17 protein-coding genes are annotated in these 20810 nt (G+C 65.2%); 7 read left to right on the top strand and 10 right to left on the bottom strand.

Annotated elements, in window-relative coordinates:
• Positions 1-101 precede the first annotated feature (101 nt).
• The gene (locus tag ALTAJ2_RS11710) at positions 102-746 is read right to left on the bottom strand and encodes a hypothetical protein (RefSeq protein WP_007109618.1); all 645 of its coding nucleotides are present in this window, start codon (positions 744-746) and stop codon (positions 102-104) included.
• 281 nt (positions 747-1027) lie between these two features.
• Between ALTAJ2_RS11710 and rqcH the strand changes: the two genes are divergently transcribed.
• Positions 1028-3175 carry a ribosome rescue protein RqcH gene (gene rqcH / locus ALTAJ2_RS11705; RefSeq protein WP_007109617.1) on the top strand — a complete coding sequence of 716 codons (2148 nt, stop codon included), beginning with the start codon at positions 1028-1030 and terminating at the stop codon, positions 3173-3175.
• A gap of 59 nt (positions 3176-3234) precedes the next feature.
• Here the strand turns inward: rqcH and ALTAJ2_RS11700 are convergent, their stop codons facing one another.
• The 4 genes from ALTAJ2_RS11700 to ALTAJ2_RS11680 form a co-directional block, all read right to left on the bottom strand.
• Positions 3235-4512: a glycosyltransferase gene (locus tag ALTAJ2_RS11700; protein WP_239647732.1), complete on the bottom strand. Its 1278-nt coding sequence runs from the start codon at positions 4510-4512 to the stop codon at positions 3235-3237.
• A gap of 174 nt (positions 4513-4686) precedes the next feature.
• A complete protein-coding gene (locus ALTAJ2_RS11695; RefSeq protein WP_007109615.1) occupies positions 4687-5727 on the bottom strand; it encodes a lysylphosphatidylglycerol synthase transmembrane domain-containing protein in 1041 nt (346 codons plus the stop codon).
• A 406-nt stretch (positions 5728-6133) separates the two neighbouring features.
• Complete coding sequence (locus ALTAJ2_RS11690; RefSeq protein ID WP_007109614.1) at positions 6134-6676, bottom strand: HTH domain-containing protein; 543 nt, start codon at positions 6674-6676, stop codon at positions 6134-6136.
• Between the two features lie 340 nt (positions 6677-7016).
• Positions 7017-7634: a hypothetical protein gene (locus ALTAJ2_RS11680; RefSeq protein ID WP_007109612.1), complete on the bottom strand. Its 618-nt coding sequence runs from the start codon at positions 7632-7634 to the stop codon at positions 7017-7019.
• Between the two features lie 190 nt (positions 7635-7824).
• On the opposite strand from ALTAJ2_RS11680, the gene ALTAJ2_RS11675 reads away from it, so the two are divergent.
• Positions 7825-8892, top strand: coding sequence for an mRNA surveillance protein pelota (locus tag ALTAJ2_RS11675; protein ID WP_007109611.1), 1068 nt, complete (start codon positions 7825-7827; stop codon positions 8890-8892).
• Positions 8893-8920: 28 nt separating this feature from the next.
• Here ALTAJ2_RS11675 and ALTAJ2_RS11670 read toward each other — a convergent pair whose 3' ends face one another.
• The 3 genes from ALTAJ2_RS11670 to ALTAJ2_RS11660 all read right to left on the bottom strand — a co-directional run bounded on the left by ALTAJ2_RS11670 (position 8921) and on the right by ALTAJ2_RS11660 (position 13754).
• The gene (locus ALTAJ2_RS11670) at positions 8921-9676 is read right to left on the bottom strand and encodes a TrmB family transcriptional regulator (RefSeq protein ID WP_007109610.1); all 756 of its coding nucleotides are present in this window, start codon (positions 9674-9676) and stop codon (positions 8921-8923) included.
• A complete protein-coding gene (locus ALTAJ2_RS11665) occupies positions 9673-12804 on the bottom strand; it encodes an MMPL family transporter (RefSeq protein ID WP_007109609.1) in 3132 nt (1043 codons plus the stop codon). Before ALTAJ2_RS11665 ends, ALTAJ2_RS11670 begins: the two co-directional genes overlap by 4 nt.
• 215 nt (positions 12805-13019) lie before the next feature.
• Positions 13020-13754 (bottom strand): MBL fold metallo-hydrolase, encoded by a 735-nt coding sequence (locus tag ALTAJ2_RS11660; protein ID WP_007109608.1) that lies wholly within the window; start codon positions 13752-13754, stop codon positions 13020-13022.
• 332 nt (positions 13755-14086) lie between these two features.
• Here ALTAJ2_RS11660 and ALTAJ2_RS11655 point away from each other — a divergent pair, with 332 nt between their 5' ends.
• The 3 genes from ALTAJ2_RS11655 (at position 14087) to ALTAJ2_RS11645 (ending at position 16744) form a co-directional block, all read left to right on the top strand.
• Positions 14087-14896, top strand: a complete 810-nt coding sequence (locus ALTAJ2_RS11655) for an Nmad3 family putative nucleotide modification protein (RefSeq protein WP_049900536.1) — start codon at positions 14087-14089, stop codon at positions 14894-14896.
• Between the two features lie 99 nt (positions 14897-14995).
• Entirely contained in the window at positions 14996-15526 is a 531-nt protein-coding gene (locus ALTAJ2_RS11650) for an acyltransferase (protein ID WP_007109606.1), read from the top strand.
• A gap of 123 nt (positions 15527-15649) precedes the next feature.
• Complete coding sequence (locus ALTAJ2_RS11645) at positions 15650-16744, top strand: DUF4013 domain-containing protein (RefSeq protein ID WP_007109605.1); 1095 nt, start codon at positions 15650-15652, stop codon at positions 16742-16744.
• Positions 16745-16870: 126 nt separating this feature from the next.
• Here ALTAJ2_RS11645 and ALTAJ2_RS11640 read toward each other — a convergent pair whose 3' ends face one another.
• The gene (locus ALTAJ2_RS11640) at positions 16871-18040 is read right to left on the bottom strand and encodes an NAD(P)/FAD-dependent oxidoreductase (RefSeq protein WP_007109604.1); all 1170 of its coding nucleotides are present in this window, start codon (positions 18038-18040) and stop codon (positions 16871-16873) included.
• A gap of 103 nt (positions 18041-18143) precedes the next feature.
• Positions 18144-19064 carry an arginase gene (rocF, locus tag ALTAJ2_RS11635; protein ID WP_007109603.1) on the bottom strand — a complete coding sequence of 307 codons (921 nt, stop codon included), beginning with the start codon at positions 19062-19064 and terminating at the stop codon, positions 18144-18146.
• Between the two features lie 97 nt (positions 19065-19161).
• On the opposite strand from rocF, the gene ALTAJ2_RS11630 reads away from it, so the two are divergent.
• Both ALTAJ2_RS11630 and ALTAJ2_RS11625 read left to right on the top strand, forming a co-directional pair.
• A complete protein-coding gene (locus ALTAJ2_RS11630; protein ID WP_007109602.1) occupies positions 19162-19842 on the top strand; it encodes a metal-dependent transcriptional regulator in 681 nt (226 codons plus the stop codon).
• 291 nt (positions 19843-20133) lie between these two features.
• The gene (locus tag ALTAJ2_RS11625) at positions 20134-20667 is read left to right on the top strand and encodes an Rrf2 family transcriptional regulator (protein WP_007109601.1); all 534 of its coding nucleotides are present in this window, start codon (positions 20134-20136) and stop codon (positions 20665-20667) included.
• The last annotated feature ends 143 nt before the right edge of the window (positions 20668-20810 follow it).

Genomic DNA, 20810 nt, shown 5'->3' with positions numbered 1-20810 from the left:
CGTGAGAGCAGAGGAGTGGGTCGGACGCTGAGCGGATAGTCCGTCGGACCGGCTGGGTCGACGCCGGTTCCACTGCTCGCGTCCCGGCCGAGGGGCCGCCGTCAGTCGATCGTGACCTCGAGTTCGAGCAGACCGAGGTGGGCGGGCGCACCGCCGCCGTTGGTACGGAACTCCGTCGGCGTCGAGTTGACGACGTTGTAGAAATCGGACTGGCTGGTCGGCACGAGCGTGCTGCCGTCGTCGCGCTGGAGGAAGGCGGGCGTGTCGGTTCCTTCGATGAGTGCCAGTTGTTCCTGCCAGTCCTCGTCGGCGTAGATGAAGGTGCCAAAGGAGAACCGACCCGCTGCGAGGGCGTCGTGTTTCGACATGAACATCCCGGCCTCCTCGGCGTTGTACTCCTCGTCGCTCACCCAGGCGATCGCCGCGATGCCCGCCGACTCGAGCAGGTAGAAGTCCCAGGAGAGCGTCGCATCGAACACCGCCCAGACGCTGCGCGGACCGACGGTGTGGAGTTCGACGCTGAACGCGGGTCGCAGTCGATCCCCCTCCGGCTCGGGGACGAAGGTGGCATCGTAGCCCGGCGATCGGATGCCGCGGTCGTGGTAGACGACCCCGTCCATGTCGATGTCCGCCTCGATCCGGTCGACGATCCCCCTGATCGTGGCACCGCCTTGCCCCTCGAGATGCTCGAGGAAGTTCGGAAACCGGGAGACGTTCTCCCACGGTTGGTCGTCGCCCGCGCTCATACGGTCTGCCCCCCATTGGGGTTGCGCGATCGGTACCCCTGCCCATCACCCGACGTCGATCCGGTCGACTCGCGGGTGGTGCCACCGGTAGCCTCGTGCATGGCTCCTTCTGGGTCCTGGCACGGATTAGGCTTTCCGACCTCGGCGGCGTCCCGGGGCCGTGCGAGTCGGCGGGGCGCGCTCACTCGCGGACGAGTAGTCGAGTCGAGCCGTCAGTTGTCAGGCGGACGCGTGCGCGTCGGAGCGACACGTCTTTTTGACCGGGCCGGGCAGTGTGTGGTATGGATCCAAAGCGGGAGCTCACCAGCGTCGATCTCGCCGCCCTCGTCGGGGAACTCGGTGCCTACGAGGGAGCGAAGGTCGACAAAGCGTACCTCTACGGCGACGACCTCGTCCGGCTCAAGATGCGGGACTTCGATCGAGGTCGCATGGAACTGATCCTCGAGGTCGGCGAGGTCAAGCGCGCCCACACGGTCGCCCCCGAGCGAGTGCCCGACGCCCCCGGTCGGCCGCCGCAGTTCGCGATGATGCTCCGGAACCGACTGTCAGGTGCGGACTTCGCGGGCGTCGAGCAGTACGAGTTCGACCGCATCCTCGAGTTCGTTTTCGAGCGCGACGACGGCACGACCCGGATCATCGTCGAACTGTTCGGACAGGGTAACGTCGCGGTCACCGACGGCGAGTACGAGGTGATCGACTGCCTCGAGACCGTCCGCCTGAAGTCCCGCACCGTCGTCCCGGGCTCGCGCTACGAGTTCCCCGACACCCGGACGAACCCGTTGACGGTCTCGCGGGACGCGTTCGACCACGAGATGGACGACTCCGATACGGACGTGGTCCGGACGCTCGCGACCCAACTGAACTTCGGCGGGCTCTACGCCGAGGAGGTGTGTACCCGCGCCGGCGTCGAGAAAGGTCTGGACATCGACGACGCCGACGAGGACGTCTACGACCAGCTCTACGCGACCATCGAACGCCTCGCGCTCGACATTCGGAACGGTAGCTTCGATCCGCGGCTCTATCTCGAACGGGACGACGACGAGGACGAAAGCGACGATGCCGACGCCCGCGTCGTCGACGTCACGCCGTTCCCGCTCGAGGAACACGACGACCTCGAGGGCGAGCCCTACGATTCGTTTCTCTCGGCGCTCGACGCCTACTTCTTCCGGCTGGAACTCGCGGAGGAGGAAGAGCCGGATCCGACCGACCAGCGGCCCGACTTCGAGTCGGAGATCGCCAAACACGAGCGCATCATCGAGCAACAGCAGGGGGCGATCGAGGGGTTCGAGCAGGAGGCCGCGTCGCTACGCGAGCAAGCGGAACTGCTCTACGCGGAGTACGGACTGGTCGACGACATCCTCTCGACGATCCAGGGGGCCCGCGAGCGGGAGCGGTCGTGGGACGATATCAGGGAGCGGTTCGAAGAAGGTGCCGAGCAGGGCATCGATGCCGCGGCGGCCATCGTCGATATCGACGGCAGCGACGGCACGGTCACCGTCGAGATCGACGACGAGCGGATCGATCTCGATGCCCAGCAGGGCGTCGAACAGAACGCGGACCGGCTCTACACCGAGGCCAAACGCGTCGAGGAGAAGAAAGACGGCGCGCTCGCGGCCATCGAGGACACCCGCCAGGACTTGGCGGACGCCAAGCGCCGCCGTGACGAGTGGGAAGCCGACGAGAGCGGCGGCGGAGACGACGACGAGACCGACGAAGACGGGGACGACCTCCCGCGCGACTGGCTCTCGGAGTCGTCCATCCCGATCCGCGAGAACGAGCCTTGGTTCGATCGCTTTCGCTGGTTCAACACCAGCGACGGCTTCCTCGTGATCGGCGGTCGAAACGCCGACCAGAACGAGGAGCTCGTGAAGAAGTACCTCGAGCCCGGGGACAAAGTCCTTCACACGCAAGCCCACGGCGGGCCCGTCACCGTATTGAAGGCGACCGACCCGAGCGAGGCCTCCTCGAGCGACATCGATCTCCCGGAGTCGAGCATCGCGGAAGCGGCGCAGTTCGCCGTCTCCTACTCGTCGGTCTGGAAGGACGGCCGCTACGCGGGCGACGTCTACGCCGTCGACTCCGATCAGGTTTCAAAGACCCCCGAGAGCGGTGAGTACTTGGAGAAAGGCGGGTTCGCGATCCGGGGCGACCGGACCTACTACCGGGATACGGCGGTCGGCGCGGCGGTCGGGATTCAGTGCGAACCGTACACCCGCGTCATCGGCGGCCCGCCATCGGCAATCGAGGGCCAGGCAGTGACGACGATCGAACTCGAGCCCGGACGGTACGCCCAGGCGGACGCAGCCAAACGGCTCTATCGGCGCTTCCGCGAGCGCTTCGAGGACGAGACGTTCGTCCGCAAGATCGCCAGTCCGGACCGGATTCAGCACTTCATGCCACCGGGTGGCAGCCGGATCGCGGACGACTGAGGCCCGGAGTGCTGGCAGTGCCGAGCGAGAACCCGGCTGTCCGAACGAAGTCGCATCGGTCAGCCGTGTTTTTCCACCTGGTACCAGTTGACTTCCCGCCCGAGGGCATAGCTGACGACGACTTGCACGACAACGAGTCCGTAGAGCGTCAGTGTGACCGGGATGAGTAGCCACGCGAGATCGAACCCTTCGGTTCCGGCGGTGTAGTTATCGATGCCGCGGGTTGCGAGTACGACGCCGTAGATGCCAGCCAGCCCTGCAGCGACGAAACCGGGATACGAGAGCGTCGCGACGATGAGTTTCGGGACTGTTACCGAGAGGACAACCCCCGCAACGAACGTCCCCACAAGTGACAGTAGCGAACTGAGGTACGCCGGGTCAGACAGATTGCGCCAGTCGTGGACGTGGCCATGACAAATAGAGAGATGGCCCGTAATCCAGCGAACCCGCTGTCCCCACCAGTCCCGCAGCGTGTGCGCCGCCTCCTCGAAACAGGGGTAGTACGATAGTTCCCGGATCGAGAGATCGGCTTGGTGACACCGATGGGTGAAGTCCATATCCTCGGTCAGTGCTCCCTCGTCGAACCGTCCCACCGTATCGAAGACCGATCGCTCTATGAGGACACTGCGGGTTCCAACGATGCGAAGTCCCAGCAGAGAGCGAGCGAGTTTCTGTGGCAGGAAAAAGAGGAGCAGATACTCGTAGTACGCTATCGATTCGATGAGGCCAGTCGGTCGGGGAAGGCTTCGGACCCGCGCGATGTCGTGGTCTCGTAACGCGGCCATCCCGTGGGCGATTAGCTCCGGGTGGGGTTCTTGATCGGCATCAAACATCGCGATTACATCGGCATCGCTCCGTTCGATGGCATCATTGAGCGCCCCTGCCTTCGATCCCGACCGACGATTCTGGATATATTGGACACACTCGTAGTCGGCCGCCAAATCGTCAGCCCGATCGATAGAGGAGTGGTCATCCGGTTCGCAGACGATTGTGATGGTGAGGTCCTCGTAGGTCGAGGCTGCCAGTCGTTCCACCGAGCGGTGTATGACCTCGGGTTCGTCGTGGACGGGGACCAGCGCCTCGACGGACCGGCCCGAATGGACCAGCGCGTCGGGATCCTCCCGAAACAGCGACGAGAGATACAACAGCAACGAGATCGCGAGGGCCGCGACAGCAACCACGAGCCAGACACGCGTGTCGAAGACGGCACCGAGGAGCGGAAGGGCGTGTCCGATGACCACGATGGCGAGAAAATCGGCCATCAGTGTTAGTGCTGTGAGGGCGAGAACGCAGGCAACGATACCAGTGGTTAGGAGGTATCGATGGAGGGAAGCCATACTGCCGGCTTGTAACGATGGCAACATAAACCTTCATATGTTGTTTAACGTTCACAAATTCGCCATATAGAGCGTCTCCGAGCAGCGTTACGTCTTTCGCCAGTTGTCAGCATTCCGTTAGCAAAACGGGTCTCACAGTCCGACGGCTGAAGGAACTCGCGGCTCTTTCGGGTATTAGTAGCGACGATGCAGGTTGTCCAGGATCACAGCAGTGATACCGCCACCGACCAGCATCGGAACCCAGTAGGTCGCTCCCCGATAGATGACGACGGCGGCCGTGGCGGCCGTCGTCGCGACTCCGGTTGTGGAGACGACCAGAACGATAAACGCCGTCTCGACGCCGCCGATACCGCCCGGAAGCGGGAATATTCCGGCGATGCTGGCGACAGGAAGCACGATGAGCATCGCCACGAAGGGGACAGTAACGCCGATCGACGCGAGCGAGATCCAGAGACAGATCGCCAGCGTAAGCCACCCGATACACGAGAACAGGCCGGCCAGGACCAGGAGCCGCGGGTTACTGGCGATACGTGCGATCGAATCGAAGAACCCACCTACGCGGTGTTCGATGTCCGCTCGCGTCGGCGCGCTAACCCGTGGAACGGTCCGGCCAACCCAGCGAACGATCGGCGGAAGCACCGAGAGAACCGTCGTCTCGATTCGATGGCGGAACCGCCACCCGAGCGTCAGCGCGAGAACAAACCCGGCGAGAAGTACTACGACAGTGAGACTAGCCAGGAGTAGGTTCCGCCCGAAGTCGAACCCGCGCAGGACGAACAGTCCGATACCGACGAGCCCCATCCCGATCGAGGGGAAAAAATGCAGGGTATCGACGCTCGCGATGGCGGCCAACCCGTTCTCGTACTCCGTGTCGGCGGCCTCGGAAATCAAGAAAGCACTGATGGGTTCCCCGCCGGCCTGCCCGAATGGGGTGACTTGATTCGCGAAGGTCGCAGCGGTAAACACGACGATCGACTGGACTCGAGAGGTTGGCGTTCCCAGTGCGCGCAAGACGGTGTGTAGACAGAGTCCCCAAGCGACGAGCCAGAGAGGGATGAGACCAAGTAAGATGGCGATGACTGCAGGCTGAGCCCGCCGTAGTTGTGCAACGATTCCGTCGACACCGACAGTGAAGAGCAGTACCGAGAGAACGAGTCCGGCGCCGACGAATCCGATCAGAATGGATCGCCAATCGAATAGCTCCTCAGAGGTCATTACGCTGTCCCATTGCGGGCGAGATCCGGTGGCAGAGCGTTGCACGTGCCGATAGAGGTGGTGTTAGTCGAGGAACACATGGCTCGAGATGGGGACAGGTCGTTGTCGAGAGGACGATAAATAGATGCTCACGGATCGGAGAGGGCTGAATTTCATGATCGGCTGAACGGCCGGATCGCATTTAAACTTAGTTCATTCGGCGGATCACTACACGGGGATTCGCTCCGAGCGATCTCGCGCACCTGAATGAAGTACACGGCTATCCCCCGTCTTTCGCTGATTCAATGTCTTCCCGAGGATACACTGGAACCGACAGGTGAGTCCGCTCACTCGATGGGAGCGCGATGGGACCGCCGCTATCCACGGTGGCTTTGCTGCCACTTCGGAGTCTCCCTCGAGCGGCGTGTTACTCTCCTTTCTCCGTTTGCGCGGCGGTTTCGGTGGCGTCGCCGAACCCGTCCCGAATCGGGTCGCCCCGATCGGGGAACGGCCGCGTGCTGCCGTCCTCGAGCGCGTCGAGACACTCCTCGACGGTGTAGGTGCGGTCGCCGTCCGAACAGGGTGCGACACACTGGAGGTCGTCGTCCTCGTAGACGGCGACGCATACCGTCGGGACCTGGATTTCGGTGGCGGGACGGTGCTCGAGCATCGGGTCGGTTTCGTGGCGGTCGAACGCCGGACGGAGCGTGTACCCCTCGCGGTCGGCCCAGGACTCGAACGCGTCGACGGTGAGCGATACCGACGGCCCGGCGTCGCTGAGTTCCTCGAGCGCAGTCCGAACCGATGTCCACGTTTTGACGCGCACGTCGGCCGCTATCGCTCGCTCCTCGAGGCACCGCGCTCGCGAAACGATCGATCTGAGCGGTTCCACGACGGCCGCGGAGGCGTTGTTTCGGAGAAACACCTCGATCCGAACCGTCTCCGTGGAGGCTGGATTTGCGTCTCTCATTATTGCTGTTCGGTGGCAACCACATCATCGGGGCCACCAGTCAGGACTATAAAGCTAACAACGTCCGGTCGACCTCGACTGTCGGCTTCCGCATCAGATCGGCCGTCGAATCGGAGTCGAGTGTCCAGACGACCCGAGACGGGGTCCTGATTTCACTCGTATTTTCGGTACAGTCGACCGTGCGTCGTCGCGACACGTCGCCCGGATGGAGAACGGGACGGTCGCTCGATACGAGGGTGACCGACCTGTTCGACGAACCGCCGCGTTCGCGTATCCGCTGTCGTTCGCGGAACGGTATCGCCGTCGAACGGCCGATGAGAAACGGGCTCGCAGCGGGCTGCTATCGTCGTCTCGCGGCGGAGTCGTCCATGTGCATCTCGTGAATCGAGATCCGGCTATCCGAGGCGTCGTCGAACTCGGTTGTCGGGATGGTCGGCCGTTCGGGCTCGGTGTCCTCGTCGTTGCGGTCGATGGTGCGGGCCGCTCGGCGCTCGGCCGCGTCGTAGGACGACCCCATCGCGATCAGGAACCCGACCATCGCGGTCACGAGCGCGACGACGCCGATCGCGACGGCACCGATCGAGGCGACCGCACCGGAGAGGACTTGTCCGGAGACCAGCAGCGAAACCGCCGTCACGGCCGCGATCAGCGTGAGCAGTCGCGCGAGCCGGCCGGTCTCGAGCCCGTGGTAGGTCTTTTCACCGGTCGTATCGAACAACACCGCCAAAATCCCGTTGTAGGAGTCGTCGGTTCGAGCGTTGCCGAGCGAGTGTGTCGACTGTGCGACCCACACCCCGGCGGTGAAGTTGAGGAACGCGACGAACGAGACGAGGCCGACCTGGCCGTCGACGAACAGTCCCGCGGCGATCGCACTGGTAAACGTCACCGCCATGATCGCGTGGGTGACGAGCGACCGGGTACCGAAGTCTTCGAGTTGGGACAGGTGTCCGAGGTTCATAGTTGATACTAGGGCGCAACGCGCATAGTCGCAGCCCCTAACTATGAAGGATGTGGACAAATAACATAGCCGAGCCCGGTCACGTCCCTCCCGAGCGCAGGCGATCGCACGAACGCCGGCGCGGCGTCGCATCGCCGAACGGGACGAACCGATCGCAGTCCACTTACCGCCACCCTGCGAACGAACCTCCATGCAGATCAAAGACCGGGAGCAGGTCGAGGGCGGCCGCGAACGGGTGACGGTCGTCCCCGAGAGCGTCGACGACCTCTGGCACCTACAGTACGTCCTCGAGCCCGGCGACCGCGTCGCGGGCGATACGACCCGGCGCATCCAGCGCAACGACGACCAGATGCGCGACACCGGCGGCGAACGCGAGCACATGTGGGTTGCACTCGCCGTCGAGACCGTCGAGTTCCACAAGTTTGCCAATCGGCTGCGGGTCGGTGGCGAGATCGTCGCCTGTTCGCGCGAGGATCAGTTGCACTTTCATCACACCCTCAACGTGGAACCGCGCGACGAACTCTCGATCGAGAAGCGGTTCAAACCCGATCAGACGGCCCGCCTCGAGGAGGCCGAGGAGGCCACCGAGAACCCGGACGTGGCGATCGCGACCGTCGAGGAAGGCCAGGCCCACGTCCACACCGTCGCCCAGTACGGCACCGAGGAACGGGCGACGATCACCGGCACGACCGGCAAAGGCGAGTACGCCCGCGGCCGCTCGGAACTGTTCGACGAACTCGCGACGGTCCTCTCACGCCTCGAGGTCGACGCGATCATCCTCGCGGGGCCGGGCTTTACGAAGCAAGACGCTTACAAGTATCTCGAGGAGAACGAGCCCGCGGTCGCCGAGTTGGTCACGATGGTCGACACGGCGGCCGTCGGCGACCGCGGGGTCCACGAGGTGCTCAAACGCGGTGCGGTCGCGGACGTACAGGAGGAGACCCGCATCGAGAGCGAGGCCGAGTACATCGACGAACTCACGCGGCGCATCGCCGACGGCGCGAAGGCGGCGTATGGTCCCGAACAGGTGAAAAAGGCCGCCGAGTTCGGGGCGATCGAACGCCTGCTCGTGCTCGACGATCGATTGCAGCGGGAACGCGGACCCGACGGCGAGTGGGCGATCAGCGTCGACGACATCGTCCGGACGACCGAGCAGAAAGGCGGCGAGGTGACGGTCTTCTCGAGCGAGTTCCCGCCCGGCCAGCAGCTCTCGAACCTCGGCGGGATCGCGGCACTGTTGCGATATCGCCTCGAGTGAGCGCGAACTGTCCGCGGGTCCGTGGCGCTCACTCGACGGCCATCTCGTCGCTGGCCTCGATCAGTTGGATGAGCACGGAGGCAAACAGCGAGCCAGAACTCCAGATCGCGGTTTCGCCGTCCTCGCCGCCCCGGACGCTCAACAGGATACTGTCGTCGTCGGCGATGACGATCCGACCCGACCGCTGATCGTCCGTCCGGTGGGCCGGCGGGCGTTCGATGGTGACGCCGTCGACGGCGGCGAACTGCTCCCGGACGGCATCCCGGCCGCTCACGACGGAGACCGAGACGCCGGCCGCCGCGCGCTCGGCGAGCGTCCGTTCGATCGACGGCGTGACGAGTTCCGGGAGGCGGGTCCCGAAGACGATCCGATGCTCGGCCTGTGAGAGGATGTCGACCGACCGGTCGTCGACCCGGTCCCGTCCGCGAACCGTCCAGATGTTCTCCTGGGTTTCTTCCCCCTCGGGTTCGCTTTCGACGGCTTCGACGTATTCGAACGCCCGCTCCTGTTCTCGCTCGAACTGGCTCCGAAGCGTCTCTCGGGCCTCCTCGACGCTGACCGGGCGGTACCGGATCGGGTTCGACTGCTGGACTTCGAGCAGGCCGCGGTCCTCCAAGCTCTCGGCGACGCTGTAGACCTGCGAGCGCGGCACGTCCGTGATGTCGGCGACGTCCCTGGCCGTGCCCGCGCTCAGCCGGTGCAGCGCGATGAACACCTTGGCCTCGTAGCTGGTGAGGCCCAGCTGTTCGAAGGCGTCGATGGCCGCGGTTTCGTCGCCGCTCACTCGTCGTCACCTCGAGTCGGGTCGATGCCGCCGTCGCTCGCGGTCGGCGTTCCCGGCTGTCGCTCGGACGGATCGAACGAGACGTCCGGTCCGAAGTACCGCGTCCACAGGACCAACAACGCCGGGAGCACGACGACGCTCGCGAGGAACGCGTACGTGATCGTCAGCGCGGTGATGATCCCGAACTGTTGGAGCGCCGGGAGGATCGCGAGCGCGAGCGTGCCGAACCCGCCGACGGTCGTGGCCGCGCTGCCGAGCAACGCCCCCCCGGTCCCGGTAACGGTCGTCCGAAGCGCCGACCAGACGTTGCCCTGCCGCTCGAGTTCGAGCGCGTAGCGGTCGCTGACGTGGATGCTGTAGGCGACGCCGAGTCCGATCGTGAGACTCGTAATCATCCCCGTCAGGACGTTAAACGGCATGCCGATCCAGTACATCGTCCCCAGAATCCAACTCACCGAGAACGCGACCGGCAGCAACGTCACGATCCCCAGCGTCGCGCTGCTCCCCGTCAGCCGGTAGGCGACGGTCAGAAAGACGAAGACCGCCACGAGCGTGATCAGCAGGCTCTCGAGGACGGTATCGAGCAGGTCCTGCTCGACGACGTACCCGACGATCGGGTCGCCGGTCGCGGTGGCGCTCCAGCGGCCGTCGCTGCCGTCCTCGATGGTGCCGGCGATATCGCGCATCTCGCTCGTCGTCTCACTGTTCGTGGCATCACCCTGTATGGCGATGATCAGCCGCGCCGACTGATATTCCCCGTCGTCGGTCCGATGGAGGACCTGCTTCGCAGCCTCCCCGTCGAGCTCGAAGAGCTGATCGTATAGCGCCGACACGTTCTCGTCGGGGATGTCGTCGTCGTCGGTGTCGGCCGCGGTGAACGACTCGTTGAACGACTCGTTCTGTCCCGCGACCCGCTCCATCGTCGAGAGCGGGTCCTGAACGTCCTCGTCGCCGGTCGCCAGGGTGTAGGCGACGCCGCCGTCCGCGGCGATCTCCTCGCGAGCGACGTCCAGCCGCGCGAGCGCGTCGGGATCGGTCACGTTCCCCTCGACGAGGAGCTGTGCCCGACTGTCCTGGCGCTGGAAGTGCTGGTTGACGTACTCGAGGTCGTCTTTGGCCTGATACTCGCCGGGTTGTGCCGGACCGGGCAGGGATTCGGTCCAGTCCGGCGGGCTGTCAGCGATGAAGTCCTCCTGCTGGAAGCTGGTGTCGACCTGTGTCGCACCGTAGACGCCGCCCGCGGAGAGCAGGACGGCGACGAGGAGGACGGCGAGCGGCGCTTTCCGAGCGGCGGTCGCGCCGATGGCGAGCACGTCGCCGAAACGGCTATCGCCGGTCCCGAAGGCCCGCTTGCGGCGATCGAGGCCGCGGCTTTCGAGGAACTCGTCGAGTTCGATCTTGGCGGCGGGGATCAACGCCCCGAAGACGATCAGCGCGGCGACGATCCCGACCGCGCTGACGATGCCGAACTCCCGAATGGGACCGATCGGGCTGACGAGGTTCGAGAGGAAGCCGATGACGGTCGTGGCGGTCACCCAGACGAGGGCGACGCCGACGCCGGCGAGCGCGACCGTCATCGAGCCGCGGACCGTCCCGTCGGGACCGTCGGCCTCGCGCTGTTCCCGGTGGCGCATGAAGACGTGGATCGCGTAGTCGATCGAGAGCCCGATCAACAGCACCGGGACTGCCACGAACATCTGGTTGAACGCGATTCCGGCCCAGCCCATGACGCCGAACGTCCAGACGAGGACGGCGACGATGCCGGTGATTCCGAGGACGATATCGAGCAGGTCGCGGTAGGCGACGACCAGCGCGACCACGACGAACAGGAGCGCGAGCGGACCGACGATGGCGAGACTGTCGCCCATCGACCGTTCGATCTCGTCGGTCATGAGACCGCCGCCGAAGACGAGATACTCCTGCTCTTGACTCTCCGCCAGGTCGCGAATGTCGAGTTGGCTCTCGACGATTCGATCGCTGACCGCGCCGGCTTCCATGCCGCTCGCGTCGCCGCCGCCCGTCGACTGGATCACGGAGGTCAGCCGCGCGTCGGCCTCGGTCCGTCCGGGCTCGTAGGAGGACGGCAGTAACGCGGTGGCGGCGGTGTCGTCGGACCCGTTCGACGGAAGCGTGCGCTCGAGGGTGCGCTCGTAGTCCTCGTCGCTCAGGTCCTCGATCGCCGCGATCTGCTCGTCGAGCGGCGGCCGGTCCTCACGTTCGAGCGCCGCGTACTCGTCCTCGAGTACGCCGGCCGTCCCGGCCCGGTACGCCTCCTCGAGTTGCGCGGAGAGTCGCTGGTAGTCGGGATCGCCCGCCGGGGTCGCCGTTTCCGCCCGGATCTCGGAGCGCTGCGATTCGATCTCCCGAACCTCCCGAACTGCGGACTCGTACTGGGCCGTCTGGGCCTCGGTGAGTCCCGCCGTCGCGTCCTCGACGACGACATCGAACTGCGCCTCGAGTTCGGCCGACCGAATCCGGTATTCGTCCTCGCTGATGGAGTCGGGGTCGGTCGACTCGGTACTCGAGGCGTTTTCGGTGGCCTCGGTGGGCGACGCGTCTGCGGTCGACTCGTTGGCCGAGGCGTTTTCGGCGGACCCGGTTGGCGAAGCGGTTGCTGCCGGCGCTTCGGTCGAACTGCTCTCGACCGACTCGTTCAACGCCTCGTACTGCCGCTGAAGCTCGACCGTCTCGTTGAGCCCGTCCTCGAGGTCCGCTCTCGTCTCGTTCAGGGCGGCGGCCCGCTCGGTTCTGATCGCCGTGATGGCGACGAGGTTCTCGATGCCGGTGATCGACTGGTTCTCGGCGAGCGTCGAGTCGATCGACTCGTTCGCGCGGAGTGCCTGCTGAAACTCGAGCGACGAGCGCAGCGACTCCTTCGTGAGAATGTCGTCGCCGCGCGTGATCACCTGTACGCTGGTCGTGTTCTCCCGTTGCTGGCTCGTGAAGTTCCCGTTGATGCGCTCGAGAGCGTTCGCTTCCTCCGAATCGCTCTCGAACTGGTCGAGCGAGGAGTCGTCGTCGACCATCGGCATTCCGGCACCGATCAACGCCGTCGAGACGAGGAGGACCACGAGCACGAGCCGCGTGTGCGTGGTGATCGCGTCCGCGAGCCGGTCGGGAACGCTCATTCGGTCACCGCTCCGTTCGTGTCCGTCTCTTCGGTGAGGACCATACTGTTGTTACGATCCTACAAACGCGGCGGTACATACGTGTTCCGGGTGACGGATATATTGGTATTAAATTAAATGGGATAAAATAAACTCATGCGATCACGACTGTCAGTACTCCGTGACCGTTACGCGACGAGATAGAAGAGCAGCGATTCGGGCGGCGATCGGCGCGACTACTCGATGGAAACCGTCGTGAGATCCTCGGCGAACCGGACGTCGCCGTCGTAGTGGGCACCGATCGACTCGAGCATCTCTTCGTGGCGGCCTTCGGTGTGGGGATAGAGGTGGGTCAGGTAGACACGCCCGATGTCGCGGCCGTCGAGTTGCCGACCCAGCGTCTCGGGCGTCGGGTGGTTGGAAACGTCGACGTCGTCGGGGAACGAGCAGTCGTGGGCGAGGATCGCCGACCCCTCCGCGAAGTTCGCTAGCCCGGCGAACGCCTCGCTGTCGCCGCTGAAGGTAAAGCGGTCGTCGAACCGGTAGGCCAAACACGGCAGCGAGTGACGCGTCTCGTAGGCGGCGACGTCGAACCCCGTGATCGAAAACTCACCGGGAACGACCTCTCGAACCTGCAGATCGACTTTGTCCTGCATGTAGTCGTAGACCGAAAGCAGGTCGTCGACCAACCCTTTGGTCCCCTGCGGGCCGACGATCTCGAGGTGGTCCTCGCCGGCGAGCCAGCGGGCCTTCAACAGCGGCAGCAGGTCGGCGACGTGGTCGAGGTGGTGGTGGGTCAGGAGAACGGTCGAGACGTTCTCGTAGCCGACGCCGGATTGCTGGAGTCGCTGGAGCACGCCGGCACCGCAATCTAGCAGCAGCGTTCGGCCGTCGTCCTGCACGAGAAGCCCCGCCTGAAAGCGTTCGCCGGTGGGCATCGCGCTGCCCGTGCCGAGAAAGGTGACACGCATACGCGGCTTTGGAACGGCCGTCCCGATAACAGTTGTTATGAACCCGATCCGTCCGCGGCGGCGCACCGGGACCGTGTTCCGTGTCCACGGCCGCAGTCTCGGAGTCGGGCCTGCCGTTCGCGGACCCCGACCATGTCCCGTGGCAGGAACGTCTCGAGCGGCTCGAGTCGGTCCGTGTGCCCGCGAAAGCGCCGTCTTCGCCTCGCGGTAGCTGCCGGGGACCGACACGTCGTGGGCCATCCGTGACAGCCAATCGTGACGACGCCGCGCGGGGTTCGGCGACCGATCGGCGGCTTTATCGCTCCGTCGGCCCGATCGACGGAGACGAATCCATGACTGTCGTTCTCGCCGGCGTCGGCGCTGACAGCACGAACGTCGGCGCACTAGCCCCGCTCTACGACGATGGGCGCTTCGAATACGTCCCGATCCCGGAGAAAACGCGGGCGACCGACGAGTCCGAAACGCTCGGTTCGTGGGAGCTCCGAGCCGGCGACGGCACCGCCGCGGACCTGACGACCCGGATCACGCCCCAGCCAGTGCACGACGGGACCGAAACCGTCACCGGCGAGGCCCTCGAGTCCTGGCCGCTCCACCGGGACCCGAACTTCGAGGCGCTGACGTACGGCGAACACCGGACCAGCGGCTACGTCTCGCGGCTGCGCGCGCTCGAGTCGGGCGACGTCGTTGGGTTCTACGCCGGCCTGCGACGGCCCAACGGGGACCGTGCCCACCGCTACCTGATCGGCTACATCACCGTCGACGACGTGGTCGTCGTCGGGCCGGACACGCCGCCGGCCGAACGCGCGGCCGTTCTCGAGGCGCATCCGGCGAACGCCCACGCGAAACGCGCCCGAGACGGCGAGTTGTATCTCGAGAAACCGGTCGTGATCGTCGACGGCCGCGAGCCGGGCGGCCTCTTCGAGCGCGATCCGATCCGGCTCAGCGACTACTACGTCAAGGAAGGCAACGAGCGGGCGCAGTACTACCTGCGCGAGGAGATCGCCGACGAGTGGAACGTTCGGGCCGGCGGCACGAACATGATGTTCAAGCCCGCCTATCGGTGTGCACTCTCGGGCGCTGCGTTCCGGGAACTGGTCGGCCTCCCCAGTGATCGAACGGCCGCGCGGGACGGCCGCGACTGAGGAACCGCGGCTTTCGTTCGACTCGATCGCGCTCGGCGCGTCGAGAGCCGGTTCCGCATCGCTCGGTTTGATGTACTACTGCGTCAAACGTGACGGCCAGTGACAGCTTCAGACGAACCGACGCCGCGACACGACCGCGTCGAGCGTCACGAGACGCCCGGGCCGCGAAACTCGCTGGCCCACTGGACCGCCGCTCGCAACCCGCTCCGGGTCGCGATCAACTACGTCGTCGTCTGGCTCGTCCGGATCTCGCCTAGCCTCCGACTCAAGCGCTGGCTCCTCCGACGGATCGGCGTCACGGTCGGCGCGGGCGTCTCGTGGGGGCTCGAGGCCACGCCGGACGTCTTCTGGCCGGATTTGATCACGGTCGAGGCGGGCGCGATCGTCGGCTACGATGCGACGATCCTCTGTCACGAGTTCCTTCAGGACGAGTATCGAACGGGCGAGGTCGTCGTCGGCGAACGGGCGATGATCGGGGCCGGTGCGATCGTCCTCCCGGGCGTCGAGATCGGCGAGGGGGCAAGCGTCGCGGCGAACTCGCTGGTGACACGCGACGTACCACCCGGAGCGACGGTTGCCGGCGTCCCGGCCCGGCAAATGGGCGACGACGACGTTCCGGCTGCGACGTAACCGTCTCCGTTCGGTCCCCTTCCGGTATCGTAGCGTGGGTCTCCCGGTTACCGTCCTCGCTTCGGTCGCGACGAGTATCCTCGAGAACAGAATTACTATACCGAAGTGAACGAATCCCTGTCCATGTCGTACTGTCACGACTGTGACGAGGAATTCGAACCGGGGACCATCCTCTGTCCGGAGTGTGGGGCGAAATTATCCGGGTCGGACGATGACACGGGTACTGCGTCGGGCTGGTCGACCGACGATTCCGGAAGCGACGACACGGTCGGGTGGTCGAGTACCGACTCGGCAAGTACTGACACGTCCGGATGGTCGACCGATACTCCTACGACCGATGAGACGTCCGGGTGGTCGACCGATGATTCCGCACGCGACGATACGTCCGGGTGGTCGAGCACCGATTCGACGAGGGACGACTCCGGGTGGGGGAGCGGCGATACCGCGGAAACCAGTGGCGCGGCGACGGCCCACCGGGAACCGGGGCCGGCCGGCGCGTCGGAACCGCGGTCCCACGACAGGGATATCTTCGAGTTCTCGTTCGCGTTCCCGCTCGGGAAGGGCGGCAAGCCGTTGCTGATCGACTCCGTCCTCCTTCTCTTGTCCTTCCTCCTCGTACCGCTGCTGTTTTCCTACGGTTACTCCTACCGCGTCGGTCGCGCGGCGGCGCGAGGAGACGGCGACGTCCCCTCGTTCGACGACTGGGGCGGACTGGGAACGGACGGACTGATCCTCGTCGGCGTCTATCTCGGCGTCGCACTCGCGTTCAGTGTGCTCGTGGCCGCGTTCATCGGCGCGATCGCCGTGGTCGGGGAGTCCTCGGCGCTCGTACTCGTCCTCCTCGCGATCGGGACACTGCTCGTATTCGCGTGCGTCTACGTCGCCGGGGCGATCGTCCCCGTCCTGATCGGGACGGGCAGTCTCACCGAGACGTTTTCGAACGGTCGCCTCCTCGAGTTCGCGCTCTCGCGACACTATCTCAAGGGCGTCGTCCTCCTGTTCGTGTTCTGGTTCGTCCTGTCGATCGCGGCCAGTATCGTTGCGGTAGTCCTCGCGATTACCGTTCTCGGTATCGTCCTGCTGATTCCGCTGTACTTCGTGTTCACGGCGTACACTGCAAACCTCGCGTTCGCCATGTGGGGCTACATCTACAACGAAGCGGCGGCGGCCGGCGACGTCGAACCCGTCGCCCCCGACGCATCGCTCGGCCTGCGATAGCGATCCGGTCGGAACGTCGTACCGACTTCGAGCAAAAACAGTCCGCGATGGGATCGGTCCGCGAGACGACGACGCCGGCCGTACCGATGGGGCGACCCACCGCTACCCTGGGTTCAAACGCCGGGACTACAGCGACGACCAGGACTTCCGTGCTTCGTTCCAGGAGGTCACGTCGGCGATCCAGCGGGCCGCGATCATCTTCTTCAGGTTCTGGGCCGGGAGGCCGCCGAAGGTATCGACGGGCAGGGAAATCCCGAAGGCCGGCTTCACGTCGTGGGCGACCGCCTTTTCCCCGACGGAGACGACCGTCCCCTTGTCCTCGTGTTCCCAGGTCCGGAGCGGTCGGTTCTCGATCGCACGCGCGATGTTCTCGCCGGCGACCTCCGCGGCCTGCCAGGCGGCCTGTGCCGTCGGCGGTGCGGGCTGGTCGCCCTGATCGATGATCGCCGAGTCGCCGATCGCGAACACGCACTCGTCGGAGGTCTGGAAGTTCGCACCGGTGTTGACGCGGTTGTGTTCCTTCTCGAGGTCGGCGTTCCCCATCGCGTCCCGTCCAGTGATGCCGCCGGTCCAGACGAGAACGTCGTGGTCTAGGGGCTCGCCCTCGTCGAACTCGATGTGATCCGCAGTGGCCTCGGTGATCGGGTCGTCCGTATGGATCTGGACGCCCGCTTCCTCGAGCAGGTCGCGCAGCGCCTGCTGGATCTCCGGATCGTTGCCCGGGAAGATCTCCTCGAGCGCTTCGACGAGGTGGATTTCGATGGGGGCGCGGTGTTCGTCGCGGAACTCGGCGATCTCGCCGGCGGTCTGGATGCCGGAGAGGCCGGCACCGCCGATGACGACCTGGGCGGGCTCGCCGCGGGTCGCGTCGCGGCTGGCATCGCTGACGGCCTCGTGGATCTCGAGGGCGTCGTCCAAGCTCTTGAGGGTCAGTGAGTGTTCCTCGAGACCCGGAATGCCGTAGTAGGCGGTCTGGCTGCCGAGCCCGACGAGGACGTAGTCGTACTCGACGTCGTCGCCGTCGGCGAGTTCGACGACCTGTTCGTCGATGTCGAGGCCGGTGACTTCGTCCTGGATGAACCGGGTCGACGGGTCGGCGATCTGCGTGGTCGGGAACGTGATGTCGGACCGGACGTCCGGGTCCCGAATAACGCGGTGTGCTTCGTGTAGCACGAGGTGATAGTCGACATCGGCGATCCAGGTCAGCCGCGCGTTGCCCCCGAGCTCCGACTGGAGCTTGTTGATTGCACCGGTACCGGCGTATCCAGCACCGAGCACGACGACGTTCTCAGTCATATCCCACACTGGGAATCACTATGATACAAAGCTGTTGAAACAGGAATCGGTATGTTTACTATTGACAGGCCATCGGCTCGTCCGAACGCCGTCGTCAGTGCCTTCAGAGGATACGTTTGCCGAACGTGCTGGCCGTTAGCTCCGCCGCCAGCGTCGCCGTTTCGTTCCCCTCGTCCAGGATCGGATTCACCTCGACGACGTCCATCGATCGGAGGATTCCTTGCTCCTCGTCGCGTCGGGAGAGCGTCTCGAGCGCGGCGTGGGCTTCCCGGTAGGTGACACCGCCGCGGACGGGGGTGCCGACCCCGGGTGCCGTCTTGGGATCGAGCCAGTCGAGGTCGAGGCTCACGTGGACGCCGTCGGTGCCGTCGGTCGCGACCGCGAGGGCGTCGTCGACGACCGCGGAGATCCCCCGCTGGTCGATGTCGGCCATGGTGAAGGCGGTGATCTCGCTCTCGCGGATCAGTTCGCGCTCGCGGTCGTCGATGCTCCGGAGTCCGACGTAGGCGATCGACGACTCCCGTAGCCGAGGCGCGGGTGCCCACTCCGTCTCGCCGAACGCACCGCGGCCGAGGGCGGCGGCCAGCGGCATCCCGTGGACGTTTCCGCTGGGAGACGTCTCGGGCGTATTGAGGTCGGCGTGTGCGTCGAACCAGATCGCCCCGAGGTCGGCGTCGCGAGCCGAACCGGTCAGCGACCCGATCGCGACCGAATGATCCCCGCCCAGCACGAGCGGGAACTCGCCGTCCGCGAGCGTCGTCGCGACCCGGTCGCGTACCCGTTTACAGACGTCCTCGATCTCCCGGAGGAACTTCGCATCCCCCCGACTGGGCTGGTCGGCGTCCGGATCGCGCTCTTCCGCCCGCGGCATCGTCAGGTCGCCGTCGTCGACGGGGTCGACGCCTGCTCGCTCGAGGCCGTCCGCGAGGTCCGCGTATCGAATCGCTGACGGTCCCATGTCGACGCCTCGGCGGTTCGCTCCGTAGTCCATCGGTGCCCCGATGATTCTGACGGTCCGTTCCATACGCCCGATAGATCACCGGCCGGCTTGGTCGTGGCGATTGCGGTGCGGTCGCCCTGGCGACAGCTTTAGGGTTAGACCCGTCTAAACTCGGCACAGCATGATGCTGAGCGACGTGATGGAAGACTACCTCAAAGCGATCTACCAGCTTCAACGCGAGACCGACGATCGGATCAAGACCTCGGAGATCGCCGATGAGCTGGACGTCACGTCGCCGACGGTCACCAGCATGCTCGACAAACTCGAGGACCGGGAACTCGTCGATCGGGAGAAGTATCGCGGCGTAACCCTGACGGACGAGGGCGAGACAGTCGCCCTGGAGATCGTCCGCCATCACCGGCTGCTTGAGGCCTACCTCACCGAGCACCTCGATTACGACTGGTCGGAGGTCCACGCGGAGGCCGATCGACTCGAACACCACATCAGCGAGGACTTCGAGGCGCGCGTCGCGGACGCCCTCGGCGAACCCGAGGTCGACCCCCACGGCTCGCCGATTCCGAGCGCCGACCTCGAACCCCCGACACGGCCCGAGGGTAAATCGATCGCCGAGTTCGAGGAGGGGACTGTCGTGACCGTCGCCGAGGTCGCCGACCGCGATCCGGAAGTCCTCTCCTATCTCGCCGAGCACGGCGTCGAGCCCGGCGTCGAACTCGAGATCATCGAGATCGCACCCTTCGGGATGGTGACGGCCCGCTCGAGCGAGGCCGACGACCCCGTTTCACTACCGGAATCCGTCGCGAGCCACGTCTGGGTCGCAGCGCCCGCAGAGCCCGAGCCGTAGTCGATCCGGACTGCGACTCCCCAACTCGGATGGGACCGGGTCGCGGCTGCTGTGACGCAATCGAACCCCGCTGGGAGGCGGGTCCGGCCCGGTCGCCTCGAGTGGGTCTCGACGGCGTCCGGCGTAGTGAAATGCTATTTCCAATCCGATGGGCGTGGAATAAAATACCCGGATCTCTCCCTGGCGAACGAAGAGAAACACCTTCCCATACCCGATTCAAACGTCACAATCCTGGCGAAACGATTCCGCTGACCCGCCGGGTTTAAGGAATCCAAATACGAATAAATACCTATGTCATCAATCGAACTCACGCCGAGCCAGAAGAAAATCCTCCGCGCGCTCACGAACCTCCACAAGGAGACCGAAGACGCCATCAAAGGCGAGGACATCGCCGAACAGGTCGACCGCAACCCGGGGACGATCCGCAACCAGATGCAGAGCCTCAAGGCCCTCCAACTGGTCGAAGGCGTCCCCGGCCCGAAGGGCGGTTACAAACCAACGGCCGCCGCCTACGAGGCCCTCGAGATCCAGCAGATGGACGAACCCGCGGCCGTCCCGATGCAACACGAGGGCGAACCCATCGACGACACCATCATCGAAGAGATCGACCTCTCGAGCGTTCACCATCCGGAACTCTGCCGTGCGGAGATCCACATTCAGGGCACACTCAGCGAAATTCACGAGGACGATTCCGTCACCGTCGGCCCGACGCCGCTCTCGAAGCTCCTCATCGAGGGGACGGTCGACGGCAAAGACGATACGAACAACATCCTCATCCTGCGGATCGACGACATGGTCGCGCCCGCCGAGGAACCGGCTCACTGATCCGCCGGGCGGCCGCGTTCTCCCTCTCTTCGAGCGTCGCCGCTGCCGTCTCTTGATCTCCGATCGCATGCCGACCGCGCGATCAGCGTGCAACTCGTTACGGACTCGAGTACTCCTCGTTTTGCTGCCGTCGACCGACCCCA

The organism is Natrinema altunense, assembly GCF_000731985.1.
In the GTDB taxonomy this organism is placed as follows: domain Archaea; phylum Halobacteriota; class Halobacteria; order Halobacteriales; family Natrialbaceae; genus Natrinema; species Natrinema altunense.
The sequence above is the reverse complement of the archived record's forward strand: the minus strand, read 5'-3'. Positions and strand labels throughout refer to the sequence as shown.